Source organism: Rhizobium alarense (assembly GCF_021555155.1).
GTDB lineage: Bacteria > Pseudomonadota > Alphaproteobacteria > Rhizobiales > Rhizobiaceae > Rhizobium_D > Rhizobium_D alarense.
On the sequence record NZ_JAKGBU010000078.1, the window covers coordinates 1 to 24773 of the forward strand.

A 24773-nucleotide genomic window follows, 5' to 3' on the forward strand; every position below is an offset into this window, starting at 1 on the left:
GCGCACACCTTCTTCTCCGCAATATGCATCGCCGCGACCGTCATCTTCTGGCTCTGATCAATGAGTCCTGAGCCTAGCTGTCGGCCACCGCGTCGAGGCCGATCTCTGCACCGGAACAGTGTTTTCCGCGGGAGACCACCGGCCGGCGTTAAATGGCCTCACGACAGGGTGAAGCCGACGGCAGCGGGCTGCTTCAGGAGGGCGTGCGGCGCGGTATCGTCCTGCGCCGGAACCGGCCGCTCGGCATGGCCGGCCTTGGCCGCGCTCATCAGGCCGAACACCATGACCACGCAGGCCGCGAGCGCGGTGATGGCCATATAGAAGACCGCGCGGGTCTCGCGCGCCTTCTGCTTCTTGCTCGTGGTCTCGTCGTCCAGAAACATCGTGTCCCCCGGTTCTTGACCGTTGTGGCTCTTCGCCTTTGTCACGGGTCAGGGAACACGGCCATGGCGGCGCCATGGAGACTGAATTGCGACGTCGTCCGGCTCTTGTCGTGGCGAAAATGTGGCGGGCCTGAAACGCCGGTGGCTGCGGCCGCACTCACGAATAAATTCAGCCTGTTACACGTTTTCATGCGACCATTTTCCATGCCGCCGGAGAACCGTTTCCGAGGGCGCGCTGGCACAGCCGAACGAGGGTGCCGGTGCGGCCGCCTCATACGCCCTTCCGCCCGAAGGGCATGACCGCAACGGCGGCAGCCAGGCGGTGCGGGCCGGCTGCCGATGCGTGGTCGTCGTCTCGGGCCTCCATGCCGGGCCGGTCGTCCGCCGGATAGCGCAGGTCGAAGGTCGTCGGCGCGAGTTCCGGCCGGCCAAGGAGATACCCCTGCACGAGCGGCCGGTCGATCTCGTCCGCCAGCGCCAGCTGCCAGGTCTCCTCGACGCCGGCGAGAACGGCTTCGGTTCCCAGCCGGCGCAGCTGTTCGACCGCGAGGCGCAGCAAGGTGGCGCCGGCGCTGTTCTCCGCCACCCGCCGCACCCAGATCGTGTCGAGCTTGGCGATGTCCGCACCGAGGCGGTCGATGCGCTCCATGTCGCGGTCGTCGCCGGCAAAATCGTCGATCGCGACCAGGAAGCCGCCGCGGTGCAGGTTGGCGGCGAAGTCGGCGAGCATGGCGGGATCGTCGTCCGGCCGGGCACGCAGTTCGCAGGCGATGCGGCCGGGCCGCAGGCCGGCCTCGTGCGCGGCGAGCCGCATGCGCTCCACCTCCTGGCGGATTGCATGGCCGGTGACAAACAGGCCCGGTTGGAAGTTGACGAGGAGTGCCAGGTCGCGAGACGCGAAAGGCCGGGCATTCAGGATATGCAGGCTGCGGCACAGGCTGTCGACCGCGGCCCTGTCATCGTCGGCAAGCCGGGCGAAGAACTCGGCCGGCGCGACGGTTTCGCCCGCGCTGTTCGGACGGATCAGTCCCTCCACCGCGCGCAGTTCAAGGCCGCCGCCCTCCTGCTGGCGGAAGATCGGCTGAAAGGCGCTTCTGAGCGTGTAGGGGCCATGGCGGCTGCAGAACGTGCCGTCCGGCTCCCGCGTCAGGCTCGCAAAGATGCTGCGCTCCGACATTCGGCAGCCTCCGTGGACGGGTTCCCGCTTTCCGGCCATGCTACACCGGCCGCGTTAACACCGGCTTAACGTTTCGCGTAAAACTGATCGTATGTGCATTGCTGCAATTAAAGCGTGCTTTGGCGCCGGCCTTGGCGACCGCGTGTGCATGCGCGATGGTGATGCGATGCATGAAACTTGCTGATGAGGCGCGGCAACGGGCCGGAATGGGCTGTTTCTGGTGCGGGGGTGCTTGCAAGACCCGGCCAGTTTCGACATAGAGCTAACCGCTATGGAGCCGGCAGCGCCGCTCCTGGCCTTCCGCTGTCTTTGAACCCGAACTGGACATTCGACCATGGCCTTTCTTGCAGACGCCCTTTCCCGAGTGAAGCCCTCCGCCACCATCGCCGTGTCGCAGAAGGCGCGCGAGCTGAAAGCGAAAGGCCGGGACGTGATCGGGCTCGGCGCCGGCGAGCCGGATTTCGATACGCCCGACAATATCAAGCAGGCGGCGATCGAGGCGATCAACCGCGGCGAGACGAAGTACACGCCGGTCTCGGGCATTCCGGAACTGCGCAAGGCGATCGCCGACAAGTTCAAGCGCGAGAACGGGCTCGATTACAAGCCCGAGCAGACGATCGTCGGCACCGGCGGCAAGCAGATCCTGTTCAACGCCTTCATGGCGACGATGAACGCCGGCGACGAGGTCGTCATCCCGACGCCCTATTGGGTCTCCTATCCGGAGATGGTGGCGCTGTGCGGCGGCACGCCGGTCTTCGTCGCGACGACGCAGGACAACAAGTTCAAGCTGAAGGCCGAGGACCTCGACAGGGCGATCACGCCGAAGACCAAGTGGTTCATCTTCAACTCGCCGTCGAACCCGTCGGGCGCCGCCTACAGCCATGCCGAACTGAAGGCGCTGACCGACGTGCTGATGAAGCACCCGCATGTCTGGATCCTGACCGACGACATGTACGAGCACCTGACCTATGGCGACTTCAAGTTCGCCACGCCGGTCGAGGTCGAGCCCGGCCTCTACGACCGCACGCTGACGATGAACGGCGTCTCGAAGGCCTATGCGATGACCGGCTGGCGCATCGGCTACGCGGCCGGGCCGCTCGCGCTCATCAAGGCGATGGACATGATCCAGGGCCAGCAGACCTCCGGCGCCTGCTCGATCGCCCAGTGGGCGGCCGTCGAGGCGCTGAACGGCACGCAGGATTTCATCCCCGAGAACAAGAAGATCTTCGAGGGCCGCCGGGACCTCGTCGTCTCCATGCTGAACCAGGCCAAGGGCATCGAGTGCCCGTCGCCGGAAGGGGCATTCTACGTCTACCCGTCCTGCAAGGGGCTGATCGGCAAGACGGCGCCGTCGGGCAAGGTCATCGAGACGGACGAGGACTTCGTGTCGGAACTGCTGGAAGCGGAAGGTGTGGCCGTCGTACACGGCTCGGCCTTCGGCCTCGGCCCCAACTTCCGCATCTCCTACGCCACGTCGGAAGAACTGCTCGAGGAAGCCTGCAAACGCATCCAGCGCTTCTGCGCCAATTGCAAGTAGGCGTGAGGCGCCCCTGCCGCTTTCGAATGCCCGCCGCCGGCGGGCATTCTGCCTTTCAGATTTTGATTCATCGACCTGACTGAATGATTCAGGTGGCGGAAAAACCGATTCCGGATATGGCGACAACCCTCTGAAAAAGCTGAATAAGGATCGTCAGCATCACAAAGGTGCGCAGAGGATGACATGCGTCATGCCCTCGATGGCGTTGCTCGCGCCGTCGGCAGTCTCCGGCGCGGCGCCCGTCAGTTGCGGAAGACGATGCAGGCGCCGCCGCTCCTGCGGATGGAAGCGCAGACCGCTTCCGCCTCGGCCCGGCTCTCCCGGCCGATGCGGGCCGTGTAGCGGGCGCGCGAGCCGAAGCGCGCGTTGCGCTCCCGCCGGATGAGCGGCTTCTCCGCGTCGAGCGGCGCCGGCAGGCGGGCAACGGCCATCAGGAACAGGCGGCGGGCGACGGCCTTGTCGAAATGCGCCGCGAGTTGGATGCCCCAGGGCGCCCATTCGCCCTCATCGGCATAGACGATCTCCTTCAGCCGCCGCCGTTCGGACAGCGCGATGCAGGCCGTGCGGAACGGCGTGTCCGCGTCGAGCCGGAAATCGGCTCCGGGAAGCGTTTCGTCCGTCCAGCTCTCGGCCGCATGTCCGGTGATCGCCATCACATAGGCGCGGGTTTCGAAGGGCAGGCGGCCGTTGGCGATGAAGCGCTCGACGCCCGCCTCGCCGGCATTGTAGGCGGCGGCGGCCAGTCCGAGATTGCCATAGGTCCTGCGCAGCGCCGCGAGATAGGCCGCCGACGCCGACAGGGCCTGAAGCGCGTGGAAACTGTCGTCCAGCCCGCGCCGGCGCGCCGTCGCGGGCATGAACTGGGCGATGCCTTCCGCCCCCTTGGGGCTCACTGCGTCCGGCCGGAACAGGCTCTCGCGCCAGATGAGCCGGGCGAAGAAGCCAGGCGGCAGGTCGTGGCGAATGGAAAAATGCTCGATCGCGCTGCAGATGTCATGGCCGAAGGTTGCCTCACGGATGCAGAGGCGCGGGCCGTCCTGCGGCGTCATTTGATAGAGGCACGGCGGCGGCGCGCGGAATTCCGGCTGGGCGGCGGCCGGAGAAGGGGCAAGGCCCGCCGCGAGCAGGGCGGCGGCAAGGGCAGGGCGCGACGGCTTCATGGTCTCCTCCGCTGGGCGCCGTGGACGTAGCACGTTTCCTTGCGGCAGGGGAGATCGGCCGGCACGACGGGCCGCCGCGGGCGGCCCGTCGGTCGTCGCGTCAGGCGACCTTTTCGATCACCGGATAGTCGGTGTAGCCCCTGGCGCCGCCGCCGTAGAAGGTGGCGTTGTCGGGCGTGTTCAGCACCGTGTCGTCCTTCAGGCGCTGCACCAGGTCCGGATTGGCGATGAAGAGCTTGCCGAAGGCGACGAGATCGGCCTTGCCGCTTTCCACCGCGTCGATCGCCAGTGCCCGGTCGTAGCCGTTGTTGACCATCCAGGCCGCCGTGCCGCCGGCGGCGCGATGGGCGGCGCGCAGGGCCGCATAGTCGAACGGCTTGTCGCCCTGCTGGTGGTCGCGCGGCCCGCCGGTCGCGCCCTCGATGACATGGATATAGGCGAGACCATACCTGGCAAGGCCCTCGACCACATGAGTGAAGAGCGGCTGCGGCTCTGGATCGGAGGCGTCGTTCGCGGGCGTTACCGGCGAGATGCGGACTGCGGTGCGGCCGGCGCCGATCTCCGCGGTGATCGCATCCGCGACCTCGAAGAGCAGGCGCGCCCGGTTCTCGATCGCGCCGCCGTAGTCGTCCGTGCGGGCGTTGCTGCCGGAGCGCAGAAACTGGTCGATCAGGTAGCCGTTGGCAGCGTGGATCTCGACGCCGTCGAAGCCGGCATCGATGGCGGCGCGCGCGGCACGGCGGTAGTCCGCCACGATGCCCGGGAGTTCGTCGCGCTCGAGCGCGCGCGGCTCGGAGGTTTCGGCGAAGGTGCCGGTGCCGTCCGGATTGATCAGGTAGGTCTTCGACTTGGCGCGGATCGCCGACGGCGCGACCGGCTTGCGGCCGACGTGCCACATCTGGACGACGATCTTGCCGCCAGCCTTGTGCACGGCGTCGGTCACCTGCTTCCAGCCGTCGAGCGCCTCCTTCTTGTAGAGGCCGGGCACGTCCGCATAGCCCTGGCCCTGCTGGGAGATGGCGGTTGCCTCGGTGATCAGCAGGCCGGCGGTCGCGCGCTGTTCGTAATAGGCGACGTTCAGCGTGTTCGGCACCGCACCCGGCGAGCGGTTGCGCGTCAGCGGCGCCATGACGACGCGGTTCGAAAGGGCGATGTCGCCGATCTGGATGGAGTCGAAGAGGGTCGTCATTGTCTGTCCTTCTTGCTGGGGAGCCTTGCTCGTCAGAGCGCGGCGGAGAGTTCGTTCAAGAAACGGGCGATCGTCTTCTCGTCCCGCCGGTAGAAGACCCACTGGCCGACCTTGTCGGTCGTCACCAGTCCGGCCCGCTGGAGCATCGCGAGATGCGACGAGACGGTCGATTGCGAGAGGCTGCAACGGCCCTCGATCTGCTTGGCGCAGACGCCCATCGAGAGGGGATGGTGCTGGTCGCTGAAATAGCGCTCCGGCTCCTTGAGCCAGCCGAGAATTTCCACACGCTTGGGGTGGGCGAGCGCCTTGAGGATTTCGTCGGTGTCCATGTCGAATCTTTGATCGTTAAATCGCGATTGATCGATATTTGGTTCGGCGAAGATCGATCTTCAAGGCCATGGCAAAAAAAGAGGGCCGCAAGCAGCGCCTGGGCCCTATTAGTTGTGAAGGTCTATGAACCTCCAGAGGGGAACAGCTGATGCGCGGTACTGGGAGGAGAAAGACCGCAGATGCATCAACTGCAATGAGATATGGGGGAGGAATGTGTTTCTTTCAAGAGAGGATGTTGCCAAGTTTTTCGGCCTCGGCAGAAAATTCTTCCATTAGAAAATAAGCAAAAAAAGAGGGCCGCAAGACGAACTTGGGCCCTTTATAGTTTTGAAGGTAATTAAACCTCCAGAGGGGAACAGCTGCTGCGGTGGCACTGGGAGGAAAAAAGCCACCAAGATGCATCAGCTGCGAGCGATATGGTGGTTTTTTGGGCATACATCAATCATTTAATGTGCATGCCAGCCATGCGTCATGCGCAGGCCTTGCGTGTGTCGCTCGTCAGAAGTTCCAGTTGCGCGCCTTGGCCACGATGAAGTCCCTGAAAACCTTGAGCTTCGCGGCGTTCTTCATTTCGCTCGGATAGCAGAAATAGGTGTCGAAGGACGGCACGTCCGCGTTGGTGACGAGCTGCAAAAGCCCCGGATCGCGGCCGACGATGTAATCCGGAAGCATCGCGATGCCGATGCCGAGCAGGCAGGCGCGCTTGATGGAGGTCAGGCTGTTGATCTGAAGCGCCGACTGGCGCGGATTGTCGGAATCGCGTCCCGCGATCTCCAGCCAGTTGACGTCGAGCAGGTAGTTCGGGGCCGGCTCGCCGAAGGTGATGATCTTGTGGTTGTCGAGATCGTCGATCGATTGCGGCTCGCCGTAGCGGTTGATGTAAGAGGGCGCCGCATAGACGTGCATGTGCACGGTGAAGAGCTTGCGCTGGATGAGGTCCGACTGCTGCGGCTCGCGCAGCCGGATGGCGCAGTCGGCATGGCGCATGTTCACGTCCAGCTCCTCGTTGTCGAGGATGAGCTGTACCTGCATGTCCGGATAGAGCGCCAGGAATTCCTGCACCTTGTCGGTCAGCCAGCCCTGGCCGAGACCGACAGTGGTGGTGATGCGCAGCTTGCCGCTCGGCTTCTCGGTCGTTTCAGTGAGCTGGACCTTGACGCTCTCCAGCTTCATCAGCACTTCGTGGGCGGTGCGGTAGAGGATTTCGCCCTGCTCGGTCAGGATGAGGCCGCGCGCGTGGCGGTGGAAGAGCTTGATGCCGACATCCTGCTCGAGCGCGCTGACCTGACGGCTGATCGCCGATTGCGACAGATGCAGCTTGTCGGCCGCATGCGTGAACGAGCCCGCTTCGGCCGCGGCATGGAATATCCGCAGCTTGTCCCAATCGAGCGGCATGTTTCCCCCATATATCCTTTTAGGCGGGGAACGCGTGGTTTCCCGCCGGTCGCTGATCATACTGTTCCCACTTCGGTGGCTCCCGTTCGGGTGCCCCGTTCTTGGCGGCTTCTATTCGGCCGCAATTGCGACAGGCATATGGCCCGCCAGATACTTTTCCGCCTCCAGGGCCGCCATGCAGCCCATGCCGGCGGCGGTGACCGCCTGGCGGTAGACATCGTCCGTCACGTCGCCCGCGGCGAACACGCCGGGCACGTCGGTGGCGGTGGAATCGGGCGCTGTCCAGAGATAGCCGTTCGGCTTCAGACGCAGTTTGCCCTTGAAGAGCTCGACGGCCGGCGCATGGCCGATCGCCACGAAGACGCCGTCCGTCGCCATGTCGCGTGTCTCGCCGGTCTTCACGTTGCGCAGCTTGACGCCGTTGACGGAGGGCGGCATGGGCGGCTTTGCCTCGGTGCCGAGATATTCGAGCACCTCGTGGTCCCAGACGATCTTGACGTTCTCCTTGGCGAAGAGCCGCTCCTGGAGAATGCGTTCCGCGCGGAAACTGTCGCGGCGGTGCACGACGGTCACGGTCTTGGCGAGGTTGGAGAGATAGAGCGCCTCCTCGACGGCCGAATTGCCGCCGCCGACGACGATGACATCCTTGTTGCGGTAGAAGAAGCCGTCGCAGGTGGCGCAGGCGGAGATGCCGAAGCCCTGGAACTTCTGTTCGGTCTCGATGCCGAGCCACTTCGCCTTTGCGCCGGTGGCGATGATCAGTGCATCGGCCGTCCAGTCCGTGCCGCTGTCCGTCGAGATGCGGAAGGGGCGCACGTCGAGATCGACATCGGTGACGAGGTCGTTGACGATGTCGGCGCCGACATGTTGGGCCTGCTTGAGCATCTGCTCCATCATCCAGGGGCCCTGGACGGGATCGGCATAGCCCGGATAGTTCTCGACATCGGTCGTGATCATGAGCTGGCCGCCCTGTTCCATGCCGGCGATGAGCACGGGCTCCAGCATGGCGCGGGCGGTGTAGATGGCGGCGGTATAACCGGCCGGTCCGGAGCCGATGATCAGCACCTTGACGTGACGGGCAGACATGCTGCGTTCCTTTCCTGTAAGGCCCGGCCGCGCATATGGGCGCCGCTGCGAGCCCGAATTCGACTTCTGAGCACATTTATGGATGGCGGCCGGGGATATTCAAGCCTGCCGTGTCGGTTGCCAACAGAGATGGGTCGCCGCCGTGACATTTTTGTGCCTTACTCCGTAACAATCTTGCGCGGAAAGGCCGAGTCGGAACAGAAGCGGTCACTCCTCACTCCAGATTGGTCCATCCTCCCGTGTTTCGCGCAGACCTCGACGCCATCGACATCAAGATCCTGAAAGAACTGCAGGCCGACGGCCGCATGACGAATGTGGAGCTCGCGGCGCGGGCCGGCATCTCGGCACCGCCCTGCCTCAGGCGCGTGCGCAAGCTCGAGGAAGCCGGCATCATCGAGGGCTACCACGCGATGCTGAACGCACCGGCGCTCGGCCTCGACCTCGTCGCCTTCTGCATGGTCGGCCTCAAGCACCAGTCGGAGGCCAATCTCAAGGCCTTCGCGGCGGCGACCGCCGAATGGCCGCTCGTGCGGCAGGCCTGGATGGTCTCCGGCGACAGCGATTTCCTGCTGCACTGCGTTGCGGAGAACCTCACCTCGTTCCAGGACTTCGTTATCGAGGTCCTGACCGCCAACGAGCAGGTCGACACGGTACGCACCATGCTGACGATCCGGCAGGTGAAGAAGCTCGGACTGGTGGAACTTTGAAGCGCCGGGCGGCTCACCACCAGGTCGTGCGGTCCCGGTGGTGCAGGGCGCGGAAGCGGGCGAAGGCGGTCGGATTTTCCTGCATGCGGTCATAGACCGTTCGGGCGAGACACCCGACAGGGCCATGTTCGAAGAACGGCTCGAGCCGCCAGCGCATGTTGCGCAGCGTATCGTCGGAGCCGACGAGGAAGAGGCGCATGCCCTCGAAGAGATCGCGGCGGTTCGCTTTCAGATCCTCCGTCCGCGCCGGCAAGGGGGTTTCGGAGGTGTGGCCGAAGACGAAGCGGTCCGTCTCGTAGATCTTCACCGTGTTGGCGAAGACCGACACCATCATGCCGATCGCGCGCACGCCCATGTCCGGGTCGTGGTCCGCGAAGGTGTCGGCCGCCGAGACGAGCCAGCGCAGGTTGAGGTTCGCGCAGAGGAAGTCGCCTTCCTCGTCCCAGAGCCTGCGGAAGCGGGCGTAGTTCTGCGCGACATCGAATTCCCGGCGGATCAGCACGACGAGCTTGCCGTGCTCGTAGACGAGTTCCGGTCTGCCGGAAAATTCTATGCGCAGGTTGGCGAGATGCTCGTCGATGGAATCGATGTGACCGGTTTTCGCCATCCTGTCGCTCGGTTCGACGAGCCGATGTTTCAGGGGCTCGAGGTCGCCCGCGAGCGCGCTGTACCTTCCGGCGCCCCAGCGCTTGCGGTGGCGGCTGAAGGAGAGGAAGGCCTCGATCCTGCTTTTCTTGCGCGCCATTCCCTGCTCCTGCTCCTGCCCCTGGTTCTGTTCGGACGTCAGGCCGCCGTGCCCGGCGTCCGTCGCCGGTGGCCCGCTTCATAGCGAACGACCCGGTCCTGCGCGCCGAGCGCCGGACGTCCGTCCGCGTCGCGCCACTGGTCGAGGCCGCGCTCCGCCCAGATGCGCTTTTGGGCCCGGGTGGTTTCCTTGACCTGGCGGCTGTTGAGGCGCATTTCCGGCGTCACGTAGCCATGGCCGTGGTGCAGGTGCAAGAGCACCGTGGAATAGCGGATGTGGCGCGGCCGGATACCGGCATGCTGCAGCCTGAGCCCGAACTCCACGTCGAGGCCGCCATACTGCATGTCCTCGTTGAACCCGTTGACGCGGATGGCCTCGCTCCTCAGGCAGGAGCCGCTGTGGCCGTTCCAAGTCTTGCGGGCCGGCGACAGCCGGTTGAACAGGCCATCGGCCGGCCGTCCGACGACGAGCTTCAGGAAGTTGGAATTCGGCCGCATGCCGTGGCGTATCAGCCAGCGGACCTTGAAGGCCTGGCGGCTCTCGACGGTCTCCCGGTCGATCTTGTCGGAGACCGACTTGGGCAGCTTGAAATAGGCGCCGGTCAGGAAGTGGCCGGGTCGCGCCAGCCGCAGGTGCGTGTCGACGAAATCGGTGCGCGGCACGCAGTCGCCGTCGCTGACAATCAGCCTGCCGTCGGCGCTGACGGCGATCGCCTTGTTGAGGATCCTGCACTTCTGGAAGCCCTCGTCGGGCTGCCAGACGTGGGTGATCGCGACAGGACTCTGCGCCGCGAGGGCTGCGATCATCGCACGCGTTTCGTCCGTCGAGCCATCGTCGGCGATCACGATCTCGAAGTCATGCCGGTTCTGGGCGAAATAACCGTGCAGCACCTTCCTGAGCCACAGGGGGGAATTGTAGGTCGATAGGATGACGGTGGTCTTCATATCCGGTCAGGTACGCTCGAAGATGAAATTGAGGCGGGTCGCCTTGCCCAGGCGGTAGCCGGCGGCCTGCAGGAGATCCGGCGTGCCGCCGGCGGCGTGGTTCTTGAACTCGCTGATGATGACGCGGGGCAGCAGCGAAACCGGTGCCGCGGCGAGAAAGTGGCCGAGAACGGCATGCTCGTGGCCCTCGACGTCGATCTTCAGCATGTCGATGCGCTCGATCCGGCGTTCCTGCAGCAGCGAGAGCAGCGTGCGCACCGGCACGCTGACGGTGATCCGTTCGCCCGATTTCGGGTCGCTCTTGCCGGCCAGGAGCGTGTTGGTCCCGCGCTGGTTCGGATTGACGTAGAATTCCGCCGTGCCGTCCCGGTCGCTCAGCGCCACCGGCACGAGTTCGATGTCCGCCAGGGTATTGGTGCGCAGATTGAACGCAATGCGCCGGCCCATTTCCGGGTCCGGCTCGATCGCGAGGATGCGGCCCCGGCCCTGCATGCAGCGATGGGCGTGAAAACTGTAGATGCCGGCATTGGCGCCGATGTCGAGGAAGACATTGCCGGGTTTCAGCCTGCGGTCCATGAGCGCGAACTCCTCGGGATCGAAGAGGTGCGGCGCCGTGTAGAACTTCTCCTCGGAGATATTGCCGCGCGGCAGCAGCCGCAGCTTCAGGCCGCGGATGTCGAGATCGAGCGGGGTGTCGAGGCCGTATTTGACCGGTTTGCGCAGCGCCAGGGCCGTCTGTTTCAGGAACGGCGGCAGCCGATGCGCCAGGGCAAGCCTGAGGGCAATCGCCGCCGTCGGGCGGTAAGTCCCCCAGGGCGAGCGGTCGTCGAATTCGGGGGGCGGGGAGAGGGGTCTTGCCATGATCTATGCGGTCCAGGCGTCCCGCAGCCACGACGTGTCGCCGATGCGGCGGTACCACTTCTGCCCGCCGCCGGAAAGCACCTCCCCCATTTTCGGGGTGCCCGCGAAGACCACGATCCGCGCACCCGACGGCGCGGCCGGATCCTGGAAGAAGCTCCTGGCGTAGCGCGGCACGCAGGCATTCTTGAAGCTCACGCACCAGTCGCGCGGCCAGTATTCCAGATGGCCGTGCCGCGCGAGCTCAGCACTCTGGAACTGCTGGGAAATCTCGTAACGCTCCGTGGCGGCAACCGGATCGGCGACGTAGGCGTCGAGGATATAGGCATGCGCACCGATCTCGTAGCGGAAGACCGAGCTGTTGCCGACGGAGGCGAGAAACCGGTCGCGCGTCGGGTTGACCTTGCGCAGCGGCTTGGCGCGAAAGAGGTCGTCGTCGCGGATGATGAGAAAGATACCGGGTTCCTCGAAGAAGCAGTCGATGTCGTCGACGATCACCAGGTCGAGGTCGAGGAAAAGGGCGATGCCCTTCAGGTCGGCGAGATCGCGGCGGAAGAGGCCGAGCTTGCGCCAGCGCTTGTCGCCGTGGCCTTCCGGCAGGTCGAGCGCGGGCAGCGGAAAGGTTTCGATCCCGTCGTCGAGGCCGGCCGTATCGTCGGTGAAGCAGACGAAGCGGTGCGGCCGCTTGAGGTGCCGCTGCACGCCGCGGTAGAGGTTGTTGACGTATTCCGGCCCGTAGAGTGTGCCCCATTTCATGCAGATCACATTGACCGGCTCTGTCGCGTTCTTGTCATTCTGCATGTGTGTCTCGTATTCCGGAACCGGGGGCGGCGGTTCGCTTTTTGCCTGCGTCGCGCGGGTTCATGCCTGTCCGTTACCCGGATCGGCCAGATTTGCATAGATGGCGTTGACGGCCCGCGCTTCTCTTTCGAGCGCAAATGTGGCGCCGACATGGAGAAGGGCGGCCCGCCCGGCCTGCTCCGCAAGGTGGGGATCGGCAAGATAGGATGCAAGCGCGGCCTTCAACGCTTCGCCGTCGCCAGCCGGCACCACCGCCCCGGTCAAACCGGGAACGATCATCTCGGCGTAGGCGCCGGCGTCCGAGGCGACCACTGCAGTCTGCGAAGCCATCGCCTCGAGCGGCGTCAGGCCGAAGCCCTCGTTGCGCGACGGGGCGACATAGAGCGTCAGGCGCCGGTACCAGGGCTTGATGTCGTCGACCTCGCCGAGAAAGAGAATCCGGTCTGCGAGACCGGCGTTCAGCACCTCCTGCTTCAGTCCGTCGGCGAAACGCTGGTGCTCCGCGGTCACGCGGCCGCAGACGATCGCGGTCCATTGCGGATGGTCCGGCAGCAGCTCTATCATCGCGCGCACGAAAAGGTCGGTGCCCTTCTGGTGGCGCACGCGGCCGAAGCAGCCGACGAGATGCCGTCCCCGGAAGCCGGCCGCGGCGGCGGTATCCGCTTCGCCCGCCGGCGGGCGGAAGAGGTCGAGATCCACCCCGTGGCGGACGACGCTGTGCGGCACCTCCAGGAAGGAACCGGACCGGCCGCTGGTCGCGATCACCGCATCCATGCGGCGGATGAGGAAACGCGTATAGGCCGTGTGGCGGCGCTGGGCGGCGGAGGTGAAGACGAGCTTCAGCGGCATGCGCAGCACGTCGCGCAGAAGGATGCCCGCCGCCATCTCGTTGTTGCGGCGTGCGTGCCAGATGCGCAGACTGCGCCCGGCGGGCGGCGTCCACAGCCACACGAGGTCGCGCCAGCGCAGCGCCGGAAGGCTTTTCGGCAGGCCGGGACCGAGCGTGGCGATGCGGACGCCGAGCCGCCGCTGACAGGGTACGAGCTGGACGATCGTCGACGTCACGCCCGACAGCCTTCGCTTGAAGTTCGGTGCGACGACGTCGATGTCTCGGACATCGCCTGGTTGCGTGCCGCTCACCGGCCGGCTCCGCCTGCGCGCGTCAACGCCTTCAGCCCCAGGTGACCTCGAGGATCTCATAGGCCTTGGAGCCACCGGGCGCATTGACTTCGATCGATTCGCCCGCTTCCTTGCCGATCAGCGCGCGGGCGATCGGCGAGGAGATCGAGATGCGGCCCGACTTCACGTCGGCTTCCTGGTCGCCGACGATCTGGTAGGTCTTTTCCTCGTCCGTGTCCTCGTCGATCAGCTTGACGGTCGCGCCGAACTTGATCTTCGAGCCGGACATCTTCGACAGGTCGATGATTTCCGCGCGAGCGACGAAATCCTCAAGCTCGGTGATGCGCCCCTCGTTGTGGCTCTGGGCTTCCTTGGCGGCATGGTACTCGGCGTTCTCCGAAAGGTCGCCGTGGGCGCGGGCTTCCGAAATCGCTTCGATGATTCGCGGGCGCTCCTCCTGCTGACGCCAGCGCAGTTCTTCCTGCAGCTTGGCGAAACCGCCCGGGGTCATCGGTACCTTCTCAACCATCGTTCTTTCCTTCATTCGGCGCCGGCAGTCACAGGTTGACTGAACGCAAAAGAAAACGGTCTCCGGAGCGAAAACCCCGGAACCGTTGATCGCATGTAAAAGGCGCTTATAGCAGAAAGCGAAGGCAGAAAGCCAGATTTTTCGACCGCGCCGCGCCATCGTTGCTGCGATGCAGGAACAAAGCCGTGTGTCCTCCGTTTGCAAAACGAGGCAGGAGCGATGCGAGACAACCCCGATCCCCAACTGGCCGGAAGGCTCAATGCGCACCGGCGGATTCTGGTGGCGCTGGCGGCGGCCCTTGTGGATTTGCCCGCCCTGCGGCCGGCGATTGTCCGGATGCTGCGCGAGAGCGAGACGGTGATCGATCACGAGGAGGATCCGGGCATCGACCCTGGTGACGCGTTTGCCGTGCAGCGGATTGCGGACGAGGAGATCAGAAGGATCCTCCAGGCCGGGCTGGCCCGGCACGACGCCCGCTTGACGCAAGAGGAAACGACGCAAGAGGAGACCAGGAGATGACGATATTTTCGACAATGACCGGCTATCTGAAGCAGTTTGCCGCGGAAGTGACCGGCGATCAGTCGTTGCAGGACGAAGGGCGCCGGCAGGTGGCGGACCGCGGGGACAGGTCCGGCCATTCCGCCCGCCCCGGCGGACCGGATGCGACGGCCGGCACTCCTCGGGGCGACGCGCAGCCGCAGTTCCACCAGAGCCGTGAAGGCGCCGGGAACGATGGTGTGGCGAGCGCCAAACCGCGGGTGATCACCGGCAGCGACGACGCGACCCTGCACAAGCTCCCGCCGGGGAAAAAACCGGAAAGGGAATGGTCGGCGGGATTCGATGACGAACGCCGGCCTGTCATTCCGCAGGACCAGGCGAAATGACCCTACGTCTTCACATCTACCGCCTGATCCCGACGGCCGCCACCGATGATCCGAACTGGGGCAACGCGCCCAATCAGGGCGAGGTGGTCGTACGGGCGCTGACGCCGGGCGACGCGCGCGTCGTCGCCGCAGCCGCCGAACTCGACTTCACCGAAATCGACGCGCTGCCGGCCGACGGGAACTCGACGACGTCCGACAGCGCCTTCCGCAACGAACGGCTTTACAGCGTCGTGCAGGACGATGCCTGCGGACATGCGCTGCATGGACCGCGCGCCGTGCTTGACGGCACGGTGCGCGTCGACACGATCCGACCGACCCAGATCTGACATTGGAGGAATTGCACGATGACGACATCGAACGCAGCAAAGACGGCCGACAGGCAGAGGGACATCCAGAAGGACGTCGCCCGCTCCGATGCCAGGCGGTCGAAAGACGACAAGTCCCAGATGCAGACGGGCGCCCGGCTCTATCCGGCCCCGCCCTTTCCGAAACAGCACCAGGCGAAGCCTGGATCCGAGGCCAAGCTCGATCCCGCGCCGATGTTCGAGGCGCCCTTCTATCTCGGCTCCCGGAAGCTGGAAGGCAAGGTGGCGCTGGTGACGGGCGGAGATTCCGGCATCGGGCGCGCCGTGGCGGTGCTTTTCGCCCGGGAGGGCGCGGATGTGGCGATCGCCCATCTCGCGGAAAGCAGGGACGCGGCCAAAACGATCGAAGCGGTGGAAAGCGAGGGCCGGCGCTGCATCGCGATTGCGGGCGACGTCCGGCAGAAGGCCTTTTGCGACAAGGCCGTCGCGGAGACGGTCGAACGTCTCGGCGGCCTCGACATCCTGGTGAACAATGCCGCTTTCCAGGTGCACAGCAAGGCGATCGAGGATCTGACGGAGGAGCATTTCGACGAGACGCTCCGCACGAACCTTTACGGCTATTTCTTCATGGCAAAGGCCGCGGTGCCGCATATGCGGGCGGGATCGGCGATCATCAACACCGGCTCGGTGACCGGTCTCGAAGGGTCGAAGGCCCTGCTCGACTACTCCATGACGAAGGGTGGCATCCACGCCTTTACCCGGTCGCTCTCGGGGCAACTCGTCGAGCGCGGTATCCGCGTCAATGCGGTTGCGCCCGGGCCGGTCTGGAGTCCGCTCAATCCGTCGGACAAGGAGGTGGAAGACGTTGCGACCTTCGGCGCCAATACGCCGATGAAGCGCCCTGCGCAGCCGGAGGAAATCGCTCCCGCCTACGTCTTCCTCGCCTCGCCCCAATGCTCGAGCTATATCACCGGCGAGGTGCTGCCGATCATCGGCGGATACTAGAGCCCGTCCGGGGTCTCTCAGAAATAGGCCTGCAGCGGCCGCACTTCGAGCTGGCCCTGCTTCAGCGCCTTGATCGCCTGGGCGGCGGCGAGCGCGCCGGCCATGGTGGTGTAGTAGGGGACCTTCTGCATCAGGGCGGCGCGGCGGAGCGACTTCGAATCCGAGATCGCCTTGGTGCCGTCCGTCGTGTTGATGACGAGCTGCACCTGCCTGTTGCGGATGGCGTCCTCGATATGGGGCCGGCCTTCCTGCACCTTGTTGATCTTGATCGCCTCGATACCGTTTTCGGCGAGGAAGCGGGCGGTGCCGGACGTCGCCATCACCTTGAAGCCGATGCCGGTCAGGATGTGGATGGCGGGCAGCACGCGGTCCTTGTCCTCGTCGCGCACCGAGACGAAGACCGTTCCGTCGCGCGGCAGGTCGACGCCGGCGCCGAGCTGCGACTTGGCGAAGGCGAGCGCGAAATCCGTGTCGAGGCCGATGACCTCGCCGGTCGAGCGCATCTCGGGACCGAGCAGCGTGTCGACGCCCGGGAAGCGGGCGAAGGGGAAGACGGCCTCCTTGACGGCGATGTGCTTCAGGTTGCGCGGGTCCGGCTTGTTGCCATAGGCTGCGATTGCGGCATCGAGGCTTTCGCCCGCCATGACGCGGGCGGCGATTTTTGCAATGGGCGCGCCGATCGTTTTCGCGACGAAGGGCACCGTGCGCGAGGCGCGCGGGTTCACTTCGAGCACATAGATCGTGCCGTCCTTGATGGCGTATTGCACGTTCATCAGGCCGCCGACGTTCAACGCTTTCGCCAGCGCCTTGGTCTGGCGTTCCAGCTCGTCGACGGTTTCGGCCGAGAGGGTGTGGACCGGCAGCGAGCAGGCGCTGTCGCCCGAGTGGATGCCGGCTTCCTCGATATGTTCCATGATGCCGGAGACGAAGACGTCCTTGCCGTCGCAGATCGCGTCGACGTCGACTTCAACCGCATTGCTCAGGTAGCTGTCGAACAGCAGCGGGTTCTTGCCGAGCAGCGTGTTGATCTGGCCGGTCTTGTCGTTCGGATAGCGCTGCTTGATGTCCTCCGGCACGAGGCCCGGAACGGTGTCGAGCAGATAGGTCTGCAGCATCGATTCCGAATGGATGATCTGCATGGCACGACCGCCGAGAACGTAGGATGGGCGCACGACGAGCGGGAAGCCGATTTCGGCTGCGACGAGGCGCGCCTGCTCGACCGAATAGGCGATGCCGTTGTTCGGCTGGGCGAGGTCGAGCTTCTGCAGCAGCTTCTGGAAGCGGTCGCGGTCCTCGGCAAGGTCGATCATGTCCGGTGCGGTGCCGAGGATCGGGATGCCGTTCTTCTCCAGCGCCTCGGCGAGCTTCAGCGGCGTCTGGCCGCCGAACTGGACGATGACGCCGACGAGCGTGCCGTTGGTCTGTTCGGCCTTCAGGATCTCGATCACGTCCTCCGCCGTCAGCGGCTCGAAATAGAGGCGGTCGGAGGTGTCGTAGTCGGTCGAGACCGTCTCCGGATTGCAGTTGATCATGATGGCTTCGTAGCCCGCATCCTTCAGCGCGAAGGCGGCGTGGCAGCAGCAGTAGTCGAACTCGATGCCCTGGCCGATTCGGTTCGGGCCGCCGCCGAGGATGACGACCTTCCGGCGGTCGGAAATCTGCGCTTCGGAGCGCGCGACGCCGACGAAGGGCGTCTCGTAGGTCGAGTACATATAGGCCGTCGGCGAGGCGAATTCGGCAGCGCAGGTGTCGATGCGCTTGAAGACCGGCCGCACGTCGAGGTGGTTGCGCAGTTCCGCCACCTCCCTCGGCCGCTTGCCGGAAAGCGTGGCGAGCCGCGCGTCCGAGAAGCCCATGGCCTTCAGCATACGCAGGTTGGCCGCGTCCTGAGGCAGGCCGTGCTCGCGGATGCGCCGTTCCATGTCGACGATCGCCTTCAGCTGGGCGATGAACCAGGGGTCGATCTTCGACCCGTCGTGGACTTCCGTCTCGCTCATGCCGAGGCGGAGCGCCTGGGCGACCATGCGCAGCCGGTCCGGCGTCGGCGTCGCGATGGCGGCGCGGATGGCGTTCTTGTCGTTGCCGTCGCCGAGGCCGGGAATTTCGATCTCGTCGAGGCCGGTCAGGCCGGTCTCCAGGCCGCGCAGCGCCTTCTGCAGCGATTCGGCAAAGGTGCGGCCGATCGCCATGACCTCGCCGACCGACTTCATCGCCGTCGTCAGCATCGGCTCGGCGCCCGGGAATTTTTCGAAGGCGAAGCGCGGAATTTTGGTCACGACGTAGTCGATCGACGGTTCGAAGGAGGCCGGCGTCGCGCCGCCGGTAATGTCGTTTTCCAGCTCGTCGAGCGTGTAGCCGATCGCGAGCTTGGCGGCGACCTTGGCGATCGGGAAGCCGGTTGCCTTGGAGGCCAGCGCCGAGGAGCGCGAGACGCGCGGGTTCATCTCGATGACGACGAGGCGGCCGTTGGCCGGATTGACGGCGAACTGCACGTTGGAGCCGCCGGTCTCCACCCCGATCTCGCGCAGCACCGCGATCGAGGCGTTGCGCATGATCTGGTATTCCTTGTCGGTCAGGGTCAGGGCAGGGGCGACGGTGATGCTGTCACCCGTATGCACACCCATCGGGTCGACGTTCTCGATCGAGCAGATGATGATGCAGTTGTCCGCCGTGTCGCGGACCACTTCCATCTCGTATTCCTTCCAGCCGAGCACGGATTCCTCGATCAGCACTTCGGTCGTCGGCGAGGCGTCGAGGCCGGAATTGACGATCTCGAAGAACTCCGAGCGGTTGTAGGCGATGCCGCCGCCGGTGCCGCCGAGGGTGAAGGACGGGCGGATGATGGCGGGAAGGCCGATCTCGTCGAGTGCCTGCGCGCCAATCGCCATGGCATGGCTCATGTAGCGCTGCTTGCGGTCGGTCTCGCCGAGGTTCCACCGGTTCTCCAGTTCGTCGAGCGCCTTGTCGAGCGCGTCGCCGGTGAGCGATGCCTTCAGTTTGGCGCGTTCCGCCTCGTGCGCCTTGCGGTCGAGGTCCTTGATCTCGGTCGCGTTGGCGAGCAGCGACTTCGGCGTCTCGAGCCCGATGCGGGCCATCGCCTCGCGGAAGAGGGCGCGGTCCTCGGCCATGTCGATGGCGGCGGGCTTGGCGCCGATCATCTCGACATTGTAGCGGTCGAGCACGCCCATGCGCTTGAGCGACAGCGCGGTGTTGAGCGCCGTCTGGCCGCCCATGGTCGGCAAGAGCGCGTCCGGCCGCTCCTTGGCGATGATCTTGGCGACGACTTCCGGGGTGATCGGTTCGACATAGGTCGCATCGGCGAGCCCCGGATCGGTCATGATCGTCGCCGGGTTGGAGTTGACGAGGATGACGCGGTAGCCTTCCTCCTTCAGCGCCTTGCACGCTTGCGTCCCTGAATAGTCGAATTCGCAGGCCTGGCCGATGACGATCGGCCCCGCGCCGATGATGAGGATCGATTTCAGGTCTTGGCGCTTCGGCATGGTCCGGTCCATTTCAGGGCTTGCGCGAAAAACCGGCCAGGGTGGAAATCACCGGCCGGGTGCGCATGCGTGGTCTTTCAAGGCTAGAAGCGGCTTATAGGCAAATGCCGTGGTGAGCGAAACCCCGAAAATTGCGGTTTGGACAGGAAAGTGGCGCCGCTTCGATTTCGGCGCTTGCGGCGCGTTGCGGGGTTCCGCCGCTTGGCACCGGCTGACCGGTTGCGCTACAAGGCGGATCAGTGAAATCGAGGTTCCTGCGGCATGGCTGCGCGTGTCCTGTCTCTCACACCCGAACTCGTCGCCCGGTGTCACCGGGTGGTCCCCGACGAGGGGCGGCATCCGCGGCTGACATCCTTTCCGGACGAGGCCTATGCACCGCTTGCCGCCCGCCTCCTGAAAGACAGCCTGCCCGGCCCGCTCTGGATTTTCGCCTACGGTTCGCTCGTCTGGAATCCCACCTTCCATGCGGTCGAGACGCGGCGGGCGACGGCGGTCGGCTGGCACAGATCCTTCTGTATCGAAATGCAGAACTGGCGGGGCAGCCGTGTCCAACCGGGCTTGATGATGGCCCTCGACACGGGCGGGCGCTGCAGCGGTCTTGTCTACCGCATCGCCGACGAAGGCCGCGAGACTGCGATCAACGACCTGGTGGACCGGGAAATCGGCTATCACGAGGACGTTGCCTCCATTCGCTGGCTGAACGTGGCGACGGCGGCCGGTGCCGTGCGGGCGCTGGTCTTCTACGCCGCGCCCCGCGGCATCGGCGTGCAGCGGCGGCTGCCGCTCGAAAGGGTTGCCTGGATTCTCGCCCGGGCCTGCGGTCACGTCGGCTCCGGCGCTGACTATCTTTATCAGACCGTGCTCCGGCTGGAGCAGCATGGCATCCATGACCGCAATCTCTGGCGGCTCCAGGCGCTGGTGGCGGCAGAGATTGCGGCGCTGCACGGCATGGGTCCCGGCTGACGCCGTCGGGCGGCGGTTCAGCGCCAGACCCGCGCGTCGACCACCGCATTGCGGGCACGCGCCAGGCCCGAAACGCTCATCAGCATCCGGCGTCGGACGAGGGGAATCGATGTCGCGACGCGCAGGGCCGCGTTGCGCAGCCGCTTTACCACCGGATTGTGGACCGTCGCGATGCGCGTCAGCCGCTCGGCGAGCGACAGCACCTCGACCGCCGCCGGACGGCGCAGCCGTTCGTATTCGTCGAGCCGCGTGACAGGCGCACCGCGCAGGAGCACGTCGCAGAGCAGTTCCGCGAGCACCACGGCATCGACGAGGCCGGTGTTCATGCCCTGGCCGCCAGCGGGGCTGTGCACATGGGCCGCGTCGCCCATGACGAGAAGGGGGCCCGAACGATAGCGGCGCGCGACGCGGTGCTGCACGCGGAAGCGCGACGACCAGAGCACGTCCCTTATCCGGACCGTGTCGCCCTTCGGGCCGCGCGACTTGAGGATGCCGGCGACGATGCCGGCATCCGGATGCTCCGGCGCGTTCGCGTATGTGGCGACGATGCGATAGCGATCGTCCGGCAGCGGCGCGACGACCACCATGCCCTCGGGCGAGAGGAACAGCGTGACTTCGGAGGCGCGCAGCGGCCAGTCCATGCGGATGTCGGCCAGCACGAAGGATTCGGGAAAGGACTCGCCGTCGAAGGCGATACCGGCCGCTTCGCGCACCACACTGTGCAGGCCGTCGCCGCCGATGACGAAGCGGGCGTCGACAACCGCCTGGCCTTCGTCCGTATCGAGGTGGACGCGGGCGCCGGGGCCGGCCGTTTCGATGCGTGTCGCCGTCACACCGCGGTGCACCGTCCCGCCCGACGCGATCAGACGCTGTTCGAGGATCGCCTCGGTCTCGTGCTGCGGGATCATCAGGATATAGGCGTAGCGCGACGGAACCGCCGCGAAATCGAGTTGCATCAGGCGGCTGTCGCGGTCCCTTATTGCAAAATGCGGCAGCTTCAGGCCGCGCGCGACGAGCGCGTCGGACACGCCCAGCCGGTCGAGCACCTCCAGCGTGTGGGCATGGATCGCCGCGGCGCGCGAGGTGTTCTGGCCCTGGTCGAGGCGGTCGACGACGAGGGCGTCGATCCCGGCCCGCCGCAGGGCGATGGCGAGCGTCAGGCCGGTGGGGCCGGCACCGACGATGAGGACATCGGTCTTTCGGGGCAACATGGTCTGCATCCATTTGTCAACGATCGTTGATTTTTATTCCTTCGACTTGTATTTGTCAACACTTGTTGACATTCTGGCGACATGAACGGGAATGGAGGCCGCATGAGCAAATCGGACAAGACGCGGCAGGCGATCCTCGCGGCCGCCCGCACGCTCTTCGCCGAGCGCGGCTTCGCGGCGGCGACGGTGCGCGACATCGCCGCGCTCGCCGGCAGCGATCCGGCGCTGGTGGTGCGCTATTTCGGCGGCAAGGAGGCGTTGTTTGCCCAGGCCGCCACCTTCGATCTGAACCTGCCCGACCTCGCGGCAGTGCCGCACGCGGCGCTCGGGCGGACGCTGGTGCGGCATTTCCTGGCGGTGTGGGAGGGGGCGGGCGGCACCGGCGGCGGGCTTCCGATCGCGCTCCGGTCGGCCGCGTCGAACGAGATGGCGGCGGAGCGGCTGCGCTCGATCTTTCGCGAGCAGGTGGCGCCGGCGCTCGCCCGCATCGCCGGCCCGGATACGCCGCGCATCGCCGGCCTCGTCGCGACGCAGCTGCTCGGCCTCGCCTTCTGCCGCTACCTCGTCAAGCTGCCGCCGGTCGTGGCGCTGACGCCGGAGCAGATCGTCGACGAGGTCGGGCGGTCTGTCCAGGTTTTTTTCGACGGCGGGCCGTGAGGCCTGCGGTGAAGCCGGGCGAGGGTGCACCCTAGCGGCCAGGCATGACCAGCACCTTGACTTCGCCGGCCCGCGGCGGATTGGCGATCGCGTCCGGCACCTCGGCGAGCCCGATCCGCCGCGAGATCAGCGGCTCCACCTTTATCGCTCCCTCCGCAACGAGCGTCGCTGCCCGTGCATGGGTGGACGGATTGATGAAGGAGCCGAGCAGGCGGATCTCGCGGAAGAGCAGGTCGAAGGGCTCGATCGGGACGGTTTCGCCTTGCGGCAGCACGCCGAGGATAACGACGGTGCCGCCGGCGCGGGCGAGCTTCGGCGCCTGCCGGACGGTTTCGGCGACGCCGGCGCATTCGATCACCACATCGACGCCACCCGGCACGATGCCGTTCCTGCCGGCGACCTGGTCGACGACGTCGCCGGCGGCGGGGTCGACCGAGGCGGTGGCCCCGAGGGTTCCGGCAAGCGTCCGCCGCACGGCCTGCCGCGTGACGAGGACGACGGTCGTTGCCCCCGCGAGCCGCGCGAGTTGCACCGTAAGCAGGCCGATCACGCCGCCGCCGAGCACGGCGACGGACGAACCGGCCCGTATTTCCGCCAGGTCGACGCCGTGCAGGCAGCAGGCGAGCGGTTCGCAGAACGCGCCGTGTTCCGCCGGCAGCGTCAGCGGCAGTTCGTAGGCCTGCCTCTGCGGTACGATCACGTAGTCGGCGAAACCGCCGTCGCGGTGGATGCCGATCGCCCGAAGGTTTTCGCACAGGTTGATGCGGCCTCGCCGGCACTGGGCGCAGCGGCCGCAATGGATATTCGGGTCGCCGGTGATGCGCATGCCGGGACGGAAATGGACGACGGCGCCGCCGACCGCCTCGACGATGCCGGCGAATTCGTGGCCGAGCGTCACCGGCGGCGTCGAGGGAAATTCGCCCGCGAGCAGGTGGCGGTCGGTACCGCAGACGCCGCAGGCCTCGACGCGGACGAGAAGGTCGTCCGGGCCGGGGTCCGGCGTCGTCACGTCCCGGAGGAAAAGGCTGCCGATCGCTTCGAGCCGCGCTGCTTTCATGCCGTCCTCCCGATCGCCCGGATGCATTGGAGCGGTAACGGGGAGGTGGGTCAAGTCCGGCGGCACCGGAGCGGTGCTGCGCCCAGCTCTTCGTCCCGGCCGCCGCGCCCGTCGTCCGCGAGGTAGCCTGCCGCGCCGACGGAGTCCGGGCCGGCGGCGTGGATTCATTTTGCAAGGCGTTTCGGCCCGCCCTATAGATAGGCCGGAACGAAGGATCGTCGCCCGCGTTGTGTCGCCGGAGCGAAGGGGGAAAGCCATGGAATGGAAGGGTCGCCGCCAGTCGAGCAACGTCGAGGACCAGCGCGGCACGGGTGCGCCGGATAATATGGGGCGCAGCCCGTTCGGCCGCGACGGCGGCTTCCGGATCCCGATGGGCACCGGCGCCCGCCGCGCGGGCGGCGGAATGAGCATCGGCACCATCATCTTCCTTGTCGTCATCTATTTCGTCTTCAAGGCGATGGGCATCGATCTGCTGCAGGTTCTTGGCGACGGCGGCGGGCAGGTGAGCATGCCGGGCTTCGAGCAGACCGAGACGGCAAGCCGCCGCACCTCCGCGCAGGAGGAGGAGACCAAGGCCTTCATGGCGACCGTGCTTGCCGAGACGGAGGACACCTGGCACGGCATCTTCCAGGCGGAAGGCGCGACCTACGCGGAGCCGAAGATGGTGCTCTTCTCCGGCTCGGTGCAGTCGGCCTGCGGCTTCGCGTCGGCCGCGTCCGGCCCGTTCTACTGCCCGGGTGACCGCAAGGTCTATCTCGACATGAGCTTCTTCGATGAACTCGCCAACAGGTTCCAGGCGGCCGGCGACTTCGCCCAGGCCTATGTGGTGGCGCATGAGGTCGGCCATCACGTGCAGAACCTCACCGGCGTCCTGCCGCGCTTCAACCAGCAGCGCCGCTCGATGAGCGAGGTGGAGGCGAACCAGATGTCGATCCGCGTCGAGCTGCAGGCGGATTGTTATGCCGGCATCTGGGGCAAGTTCACCGAGCAGAAGGGACTGCTCGAGCGCGGCGACCTCGAGGAGGCACTGAATGCCGCCACCCAGATCGGCGACGACACGCTGCAGAAGCGCATGCAGGGTTATGTCGTGCCCGAGAGCTTCAACCACGGCACGTCGGAGCAACGGCGCCGCTGGTTCCAGCGCGGCTTCGACACCGGCCGGGTCGACGCCTGCGATACCTTTTCGGGCGACGTCTGAAATATCCGAGATGAACGAGGACGGCGACGGCCT

Annotated in this window: 25 protein-coding genes and 1 pseudogene; 9 read left to right on the top strand and 17 right to left on the bottom strand. The window is 66.0% G+C overall.

Going from position 1 to position 24773, the window contains the following annotated elements; translation table 11 throughout:
• Positions 1-158: 158 nt before the first annotated feature.
• A complete protein-coding gene (locus LXM94_RS20390) occupies positions 159-383 on the bottom strand; it encodes a hypothetical protein (RefSeq protein ID WP_235773302.1) in 225 nt (74 codons plus the stop codon).
• A gap of 271 nt (positions 384-654) precedes the next feature.
• A complete protein-coding gene (locus tag LXM94_RS20395; protein WP_235773303.1) occupies positions 655-1560 on the bottom strand; it encodes an EAL domain-containing protein in 906 nt (301 codons plus the stop codon).
• Positions 1561-1894: 334 nt separating this feature from the next.
• Between LXM94_RS20395 and LXM94_RS20400 the strand changes: the two genes are divergently transcribed.
• Positions 1895-3097: a pyridoxal phosphate-dependent aminotransferase gene (locus LXM94_RS20400; RefSeq protein WP_235773304.1), complete on the top strand. Its 1203-nt coding sequence runs from the start codon at positions 1895-1897 to the stop codon at positions 3095-3097.
• 242 nt (positions 3098-3339) lie between these two features.
• Here LXM94_RS20400 and LXM94_RS20405 read toward each other — a convergent pair whose 3' ends face one another.
• From LXM94_RS20405 to trxB, 6 genes are all read right to left on the bottom strand, one after another.
• On the bottom strand, positions 3340-4257 hold the full coding sequence (locus LXM94_RS20405) for a lytic transglycosylase domain-containing protein (protein WP_235773305.1): 918 nt from the start codon (positions 4255-4257) through the stop codon (positions 3340-3342).
• Positions 4258-4357: 100 nt separating this feature from the next.
• The gene (locus tag LXM94_RS20410) at positions 4358-5446 is read right to left on the bottom strand and encodes an alkene reductase (protein ID WP_235773306.1); all 1089 of its coding nucleotides are present in this window, start codon (positions 5444-5446) and stop codon (positions 4358-4360) included.
• Between the two features lie 32 nt (positions 5447-5478).
• The gene (locus tag LXM94_RS20415) at positions 5479-5775 is read right to left on the bottom strand and encodes an ArsR/SmtB family transcription factor (RefSeq protein ID WP_235773307.1); all 297 of its coding nucleotides are present in this window, start codon (positions 5773-5775) and stop codon (positions 5479-5481) included.
• Between the two features lie 223 nt (positions 5776-5998).
• Positions 5999-6211, bottom strand: coding sequence for a hypothetical protein (locus LXM94_RS20420; protein WP_235773308.1), 213 nt, complete (start codon positions 6209-6211; stop codon positions 5999-6001).
• A gap of 63 nt (positions 6212-6274) precedes the next feature.
• Entirely contained in the window at positions 6275-7171 is an 897-nt protein-coding gene (locus tag LXM94_RS20425; RefSeq protein WP_235773309.1) for a LysR family transcriptional regulator VtlR, read from the bottom strand.
• A 111-nt stretch (positions 7172-7282) separates the two neighbouring features.
• On the bottom strand, positions 7283-8257 hold the full coding sequence (gene trxB, locus LXM94_RS20430; protein WP_235773310.1) for a thioredoxin-disulfide reductase: 975 nt from the start codon (positions 8255-8257) through the stop codon (positions 7283-7285).
• 239 nt (positions 8258-8496) lie between these two features.
• Between trxB and LXM94_RS20435 the strand changes: the two genes are divergently transcribed.
• Entirely contained in the window at positions 8497-8964 is a 468-nt protein-coding gene (locus tag LXM94_RS20435; protein ID WP_235773311.1) for an Lrp/AsnC family transcriptional regulator, read from the top strand.
• 13 nt (positions 8965-8977) lie between these two features.
• Here LXM94_RS20435 and LXM94_RS20440 read toward each other — a convergent pair whose 3' ends face one another.
• From LXM94_RS20440 to greA, 6 genes are read right to left on the bottom strand one after another with little or no spacing between them, the layout of a single operon-like run.
• Positions 8978-9709: a hypothetical protein gene (locus LXM94_RS20440; RefSeq protein WP_235773312.1), complete on the bottom strand. Its 732-nt coding sequence runs from the start codon at positions 9707-9709 to the stop codon at positions 8978-8980.
• Positions 9710-9747: 38 nt separating this feature from the next.
• Entirely contained in the window at positions 9748-10653 is a 906-nt protein-coding gene (locus tag LXM94_RS20445) for a glycosyltransferase family 2 protein (protein ID WP_235773313.1), read from the bottom strand.
• Positions 10654-10659: 6 nt separating this feature from the next.
• Entirely contained in the window at positions 10660-11514 is an 855-nt protein-coding gene (locus tag LXM94_RS20450) for an FkbM family methyltransferase (RefSeq protein WP_235773314.1), read from the bottom strand.
• 3 nt (positions 11515-11517) lie between these two features.
• Complete coding sequence (locus LXM94_RS20455) at positions 11518-12312, bottom strand: hypothetical protein (protein WP_235773315.1); 795 nt, start codon at positions 12310-12312, stop codon at positions 11518-11520.
• A gap of 60 nt (positions 12313-12372) precedes the next feature.
• Positions 12373-13452 (bottom strand): glycosyltransferase family 4 protein, encoded by a 1080-nt coding sequence (locus tag LXM94_RS20460; protein ID WP_235773316.1) that lies wholly within the window; start codon positions 13450-13452, stop codon positions 12373-12375.
• A 31-nt stretch (positions 13453-13483) separates the two neighbouring features.
• Positions 13484-13960: a transcription elongation factor GreA gene (greA, locus tag LXM94_RS20465; protein WP_235773317.1), complete on the bottom strand. Its 477-nt coding sequence runs from the start codon at positions 13958-13960 to the stop codon at positions 13484-13486.
• Positions 13961-14179: 219 nt separating this feature from the next.
• Here greA and LXM94_RS20470 point away from each other — a divergent pair, with 219 nt between their 5' ends.
• From LXM94_RS20470 to LXM94_RS20485, 4 genes and pseudogenes are all read left to right on the top strand, one after another.
• Entirely contained in the window at positions 14180-14479 is a 300-nt protein-coding gene (locus tag LXM94_RS20470; protein WP_235773318.1) for a hypothetical protein, read from the top strand.
• A gap of 167 nt (positions 14480-14646) precedes the next feature.
• Positions 14647-14844, top strand: a pseudogene (locus tag LXM94_RS20475) (hypothetical protein); the annotation flags it as partial.
• Positions 14841-15170, top strand: a complete 330-nt coding sequence (locus LXM94_RS20480; RefSeq protein ID WP_235773319.1) for a hypothetical protein — start codon at positions 14841-14843, stop codon at positions 15168-15170. The pseudogene LXM94_RS20475 and the gene LXM94_RS20480, both read left to right, overlap by 4 nt.
• 18 nt (positions 15171-15188) lie before the next feature.
• Positions 15189-16154, top strand: a complete 966-nt coding sequence (locus tag LXM94_RS20485; protein WP_235773320.1) for an SDR family oxidoreductase — start codon at positions 15189-15191, stop codon at positions 16152-16154.
• Between the two features lie 17 nt (positions 16155-16171).
• On the opposite strand, the gene carB is transcribed toward LXM94_RS20485, so the two are convergent.
• A complete protein-coding gene (carB, locus tag LXM94_RS20490; protein ID WP_235773321.1) occupies positions 16172-19654 on the bottom strand; it encodes a carbamoyl-phosphate synthase large subunit in 3483 nt (1160 codons plus the stop codon).
• Between the two features lie 261 nt (positions 19655-19915).
• Here carB and LXM94_RS20495 point away from each other — a divergent pair, with 261 nt between their 5' ends.
• Entirely contained in the window at positions 19916-20617 is a 702-nt protein-coding gene (locus LXM94_RS20495; protein ID WP_235773322.1) for a gamma-glutamylcyclotransferase, read from the top strand.
• A gap of 17 nt (positions 20618-20634) precedes the next feature.
• Here LXM94_RS20495 and LXM94_RS20500 read toward each other — a convergent pair whose 3' ends face one another.
• Positions 20635-21828, bottom strand: a complete 1194-nt coding sequence (locus LXM94_RS20500; RefSeq protein WP_235773323.1) for an FAD-dependent oxidoreductase — start codon at positions 21826-21828, stop codon at positions 20635-20637.
• Between the two features lie 102 nt (positions 21829-21930).
• On the opposite strand from LXM94_RS20500, the gene LXM94_RS20505 reads away from it, so the two are divergent.
• Positions 21931-22485 carry a TetR/AcrR family transcriptional regulator gene (locus LXM94_RS20505; protein ID WP_235773324.1) on the top strand — a complete coding sequence of 185 codons (555 nt, stop codon included), beginning with the start codon at positions 21931-21933 and terminating at the stop codon, positions 22483-22485.
• 31 nt (positions 22486-22516) lie between these two features.
• On the opposite strand, the gene LXM94_RS20510 is transcribed toward LXM94_RS20505, so the two are convergent.
• Entirely contained in the window at positions 22517-23542 is a 1026-nt protein-coding gene (locus LXM94_RS20510) for a zinc-dependent alcohol dehydrogenase family protein (protein ID WP_235773325.1), read from the bottom strand.
• Positions 23543-23798: 256 nt separating this feature from the next.
• Here LXM94_RS20510 and ypfJ point away from each other — a divergent pair, with 256 nt between their 5' ends.
• Positions 23799-24740, top strand: coding sequence for a KPN_02809 family neutral zinc metallopeptidase (gene ypfJ / locus LXM94_RS20515; protein ID WP_235773326.1), 942 nt, complete (start codon positions 23799-23801; stop codon positions 24738-24740).
• Positions 24741-24773 lie beyond the last annotated feature (33 nt).

Coding starts and splice junctions, on each gene's coding strand:
- LXM94_RS20390 (WP_235773302.1), bottom strand. CDS start 383: ATGTTTCTGGACGACGAGACCACGAGCAAGAAGCAGAAGGCGCGCGAG.
- LXM94_RS20395 (WP_235773303.1), bottom strand. CDS start 1,560: ATGTCGGAGCGCAGCATCTTTGCGAGCCTGACGCGGGAGCCGGACGGC.
- LXM94_RS20400 (WP_235773304.1), top strand. CDS start 1,895: ATGGCCTTTCTTGCAGACGCCCTTTCCCGAGTGAAGCCCTCCGCCACC.
- LXM94_RS20405 (WP_235773305.1), bottom strand. CDS start 4,257: ATGAAGCCGTCGCGCCCTGCCCTTGCCGCCGCCCTGCTCGCGGCGGGC.
- LXM94_RS20410 (WP_235773306.1), bottom strand. CDS start 5,446: ATGACGACCCTCTTCGACTCCATCCAGATCGGCGACATCGCCCTTTCG.
- LXM94_RS20415 (WP_235773307.1), bottom strand. CDS start 5,775: ATGGACACCGACGAAATCCTCAAGGCGCTCGCCCACCCCAAGCGTGTG.
- LXM94_RS20420 (WP_235773308.1), bottom strand. CDS start 6,211: ATGCCCAAAAAACCACCATATCGCTCGCAGCTGATGCATCTTGGTGGC.
- LXM94_RS20425 (WP_235773309.1), bottom strand. CDS start 7,171: ATGCCGCTCGATTGGGACAAGCTGCGGATATTCCATGCCGCGGCCGAA.
- trxB (WP_235773310.1), bottom strand. CDS start 8,257: ATGTCTGCCCGTCACGTCAAGGTGCTGATCATCGGCTCCGGACCGGCC.
- LXM94_RS20440 (WP_235773312.1), bottom strand. CDS start 9,709: ATGGCGCGCAAGAAAAGCAGGATCGAGGCCTTCCTCTCCTTCAGCCGC.
- LXM94_RS20445 (WP_235773313.1), bottom strand. CDS start 10,653: ATGAAGACCACCGTCATCCTATCGACCTACAATTCCCCCCTGTGGCTC.
- LXM94_RS20450 (WP_235773314.1), bottom strand. CDS start 11,514: ATGGCAAGACCCCTCTCCCCGCCCCCCGAATTCGACGACCGCTCGCCC.
- LXM94_RS20455 (WP_235773315.1), bottom strand. CDS start 12,312: ATGCAGAATGACAAGAACGCGACAGAGCCGGTCAATGTGATCTGCATG.
- greA (WP_235773317.1), bottom strand. CDS start 13,960: ATGGTTGAGAAGGTACCGATGACCCCGGGCGGTTTCGCCAAGCTGCAG.
- LXM94_RS20470 (WP_235773318.1), top strand. CDS start 14,180: ATGCGAGACAACCCCGATCCCCAACTGGCCGGAAGGCTCAATGCGCAC.
- LXM94_RS20480 (WP_235773319.1), top strand. CDS start 14,841: ATGACCCTACGTCTTCACATCTACCGCCTGATCCCGACGGCCGCCACC.
- LXM94_RS20485 (WP_235773320.1), top strand. CDS start 15,189: ATGACGACATCGAACGCAGCAAAGACGGCCGACAGGCAGAGGGACATC.
- carB (WP_235773321.1), bottom strand. CDS start 19,654: ATGCCGAAGCGCCAAGACCTGAAATCGATCCTCATCATCGGCGCGGGG.
- LXM94_RS20495 (WP_235773322.1), top strand. CDS start 19,916: ATGGCTGCGCGTGTCCTGTCTCTCACACCCGAACTCGTCGCCCGGTGT.
- LXM94_RS20500 (WP_235773323.1), bottom strand. CDS start 21,828: ATGTTGCCCCGAAAGACCGATGTCCTCATCGTCGGTGCCGGCCCCACC.
- LXM94_RS20505 (WP_235773324.1), top strand. CDS start 21,931: ATGAGCAAATCGGACAAGACGCGGCAGGCGATCCTCGCGGCCGCCCGC.
- LXM94_RS20510 (WP_235773325.1), bottom strand. CDS start 23,542: ATGAAAGCAGCGCGGCTCGAAGCGATCGGCAGCCTTTTCCTCCGGGAC.
- ypfJ (WP_235773326.1), top strand. CDS start 23,799: ATGGAATGGAAGGGTCGCCGCCAGTCGAGCAACGTCGAGGACCAGCGC.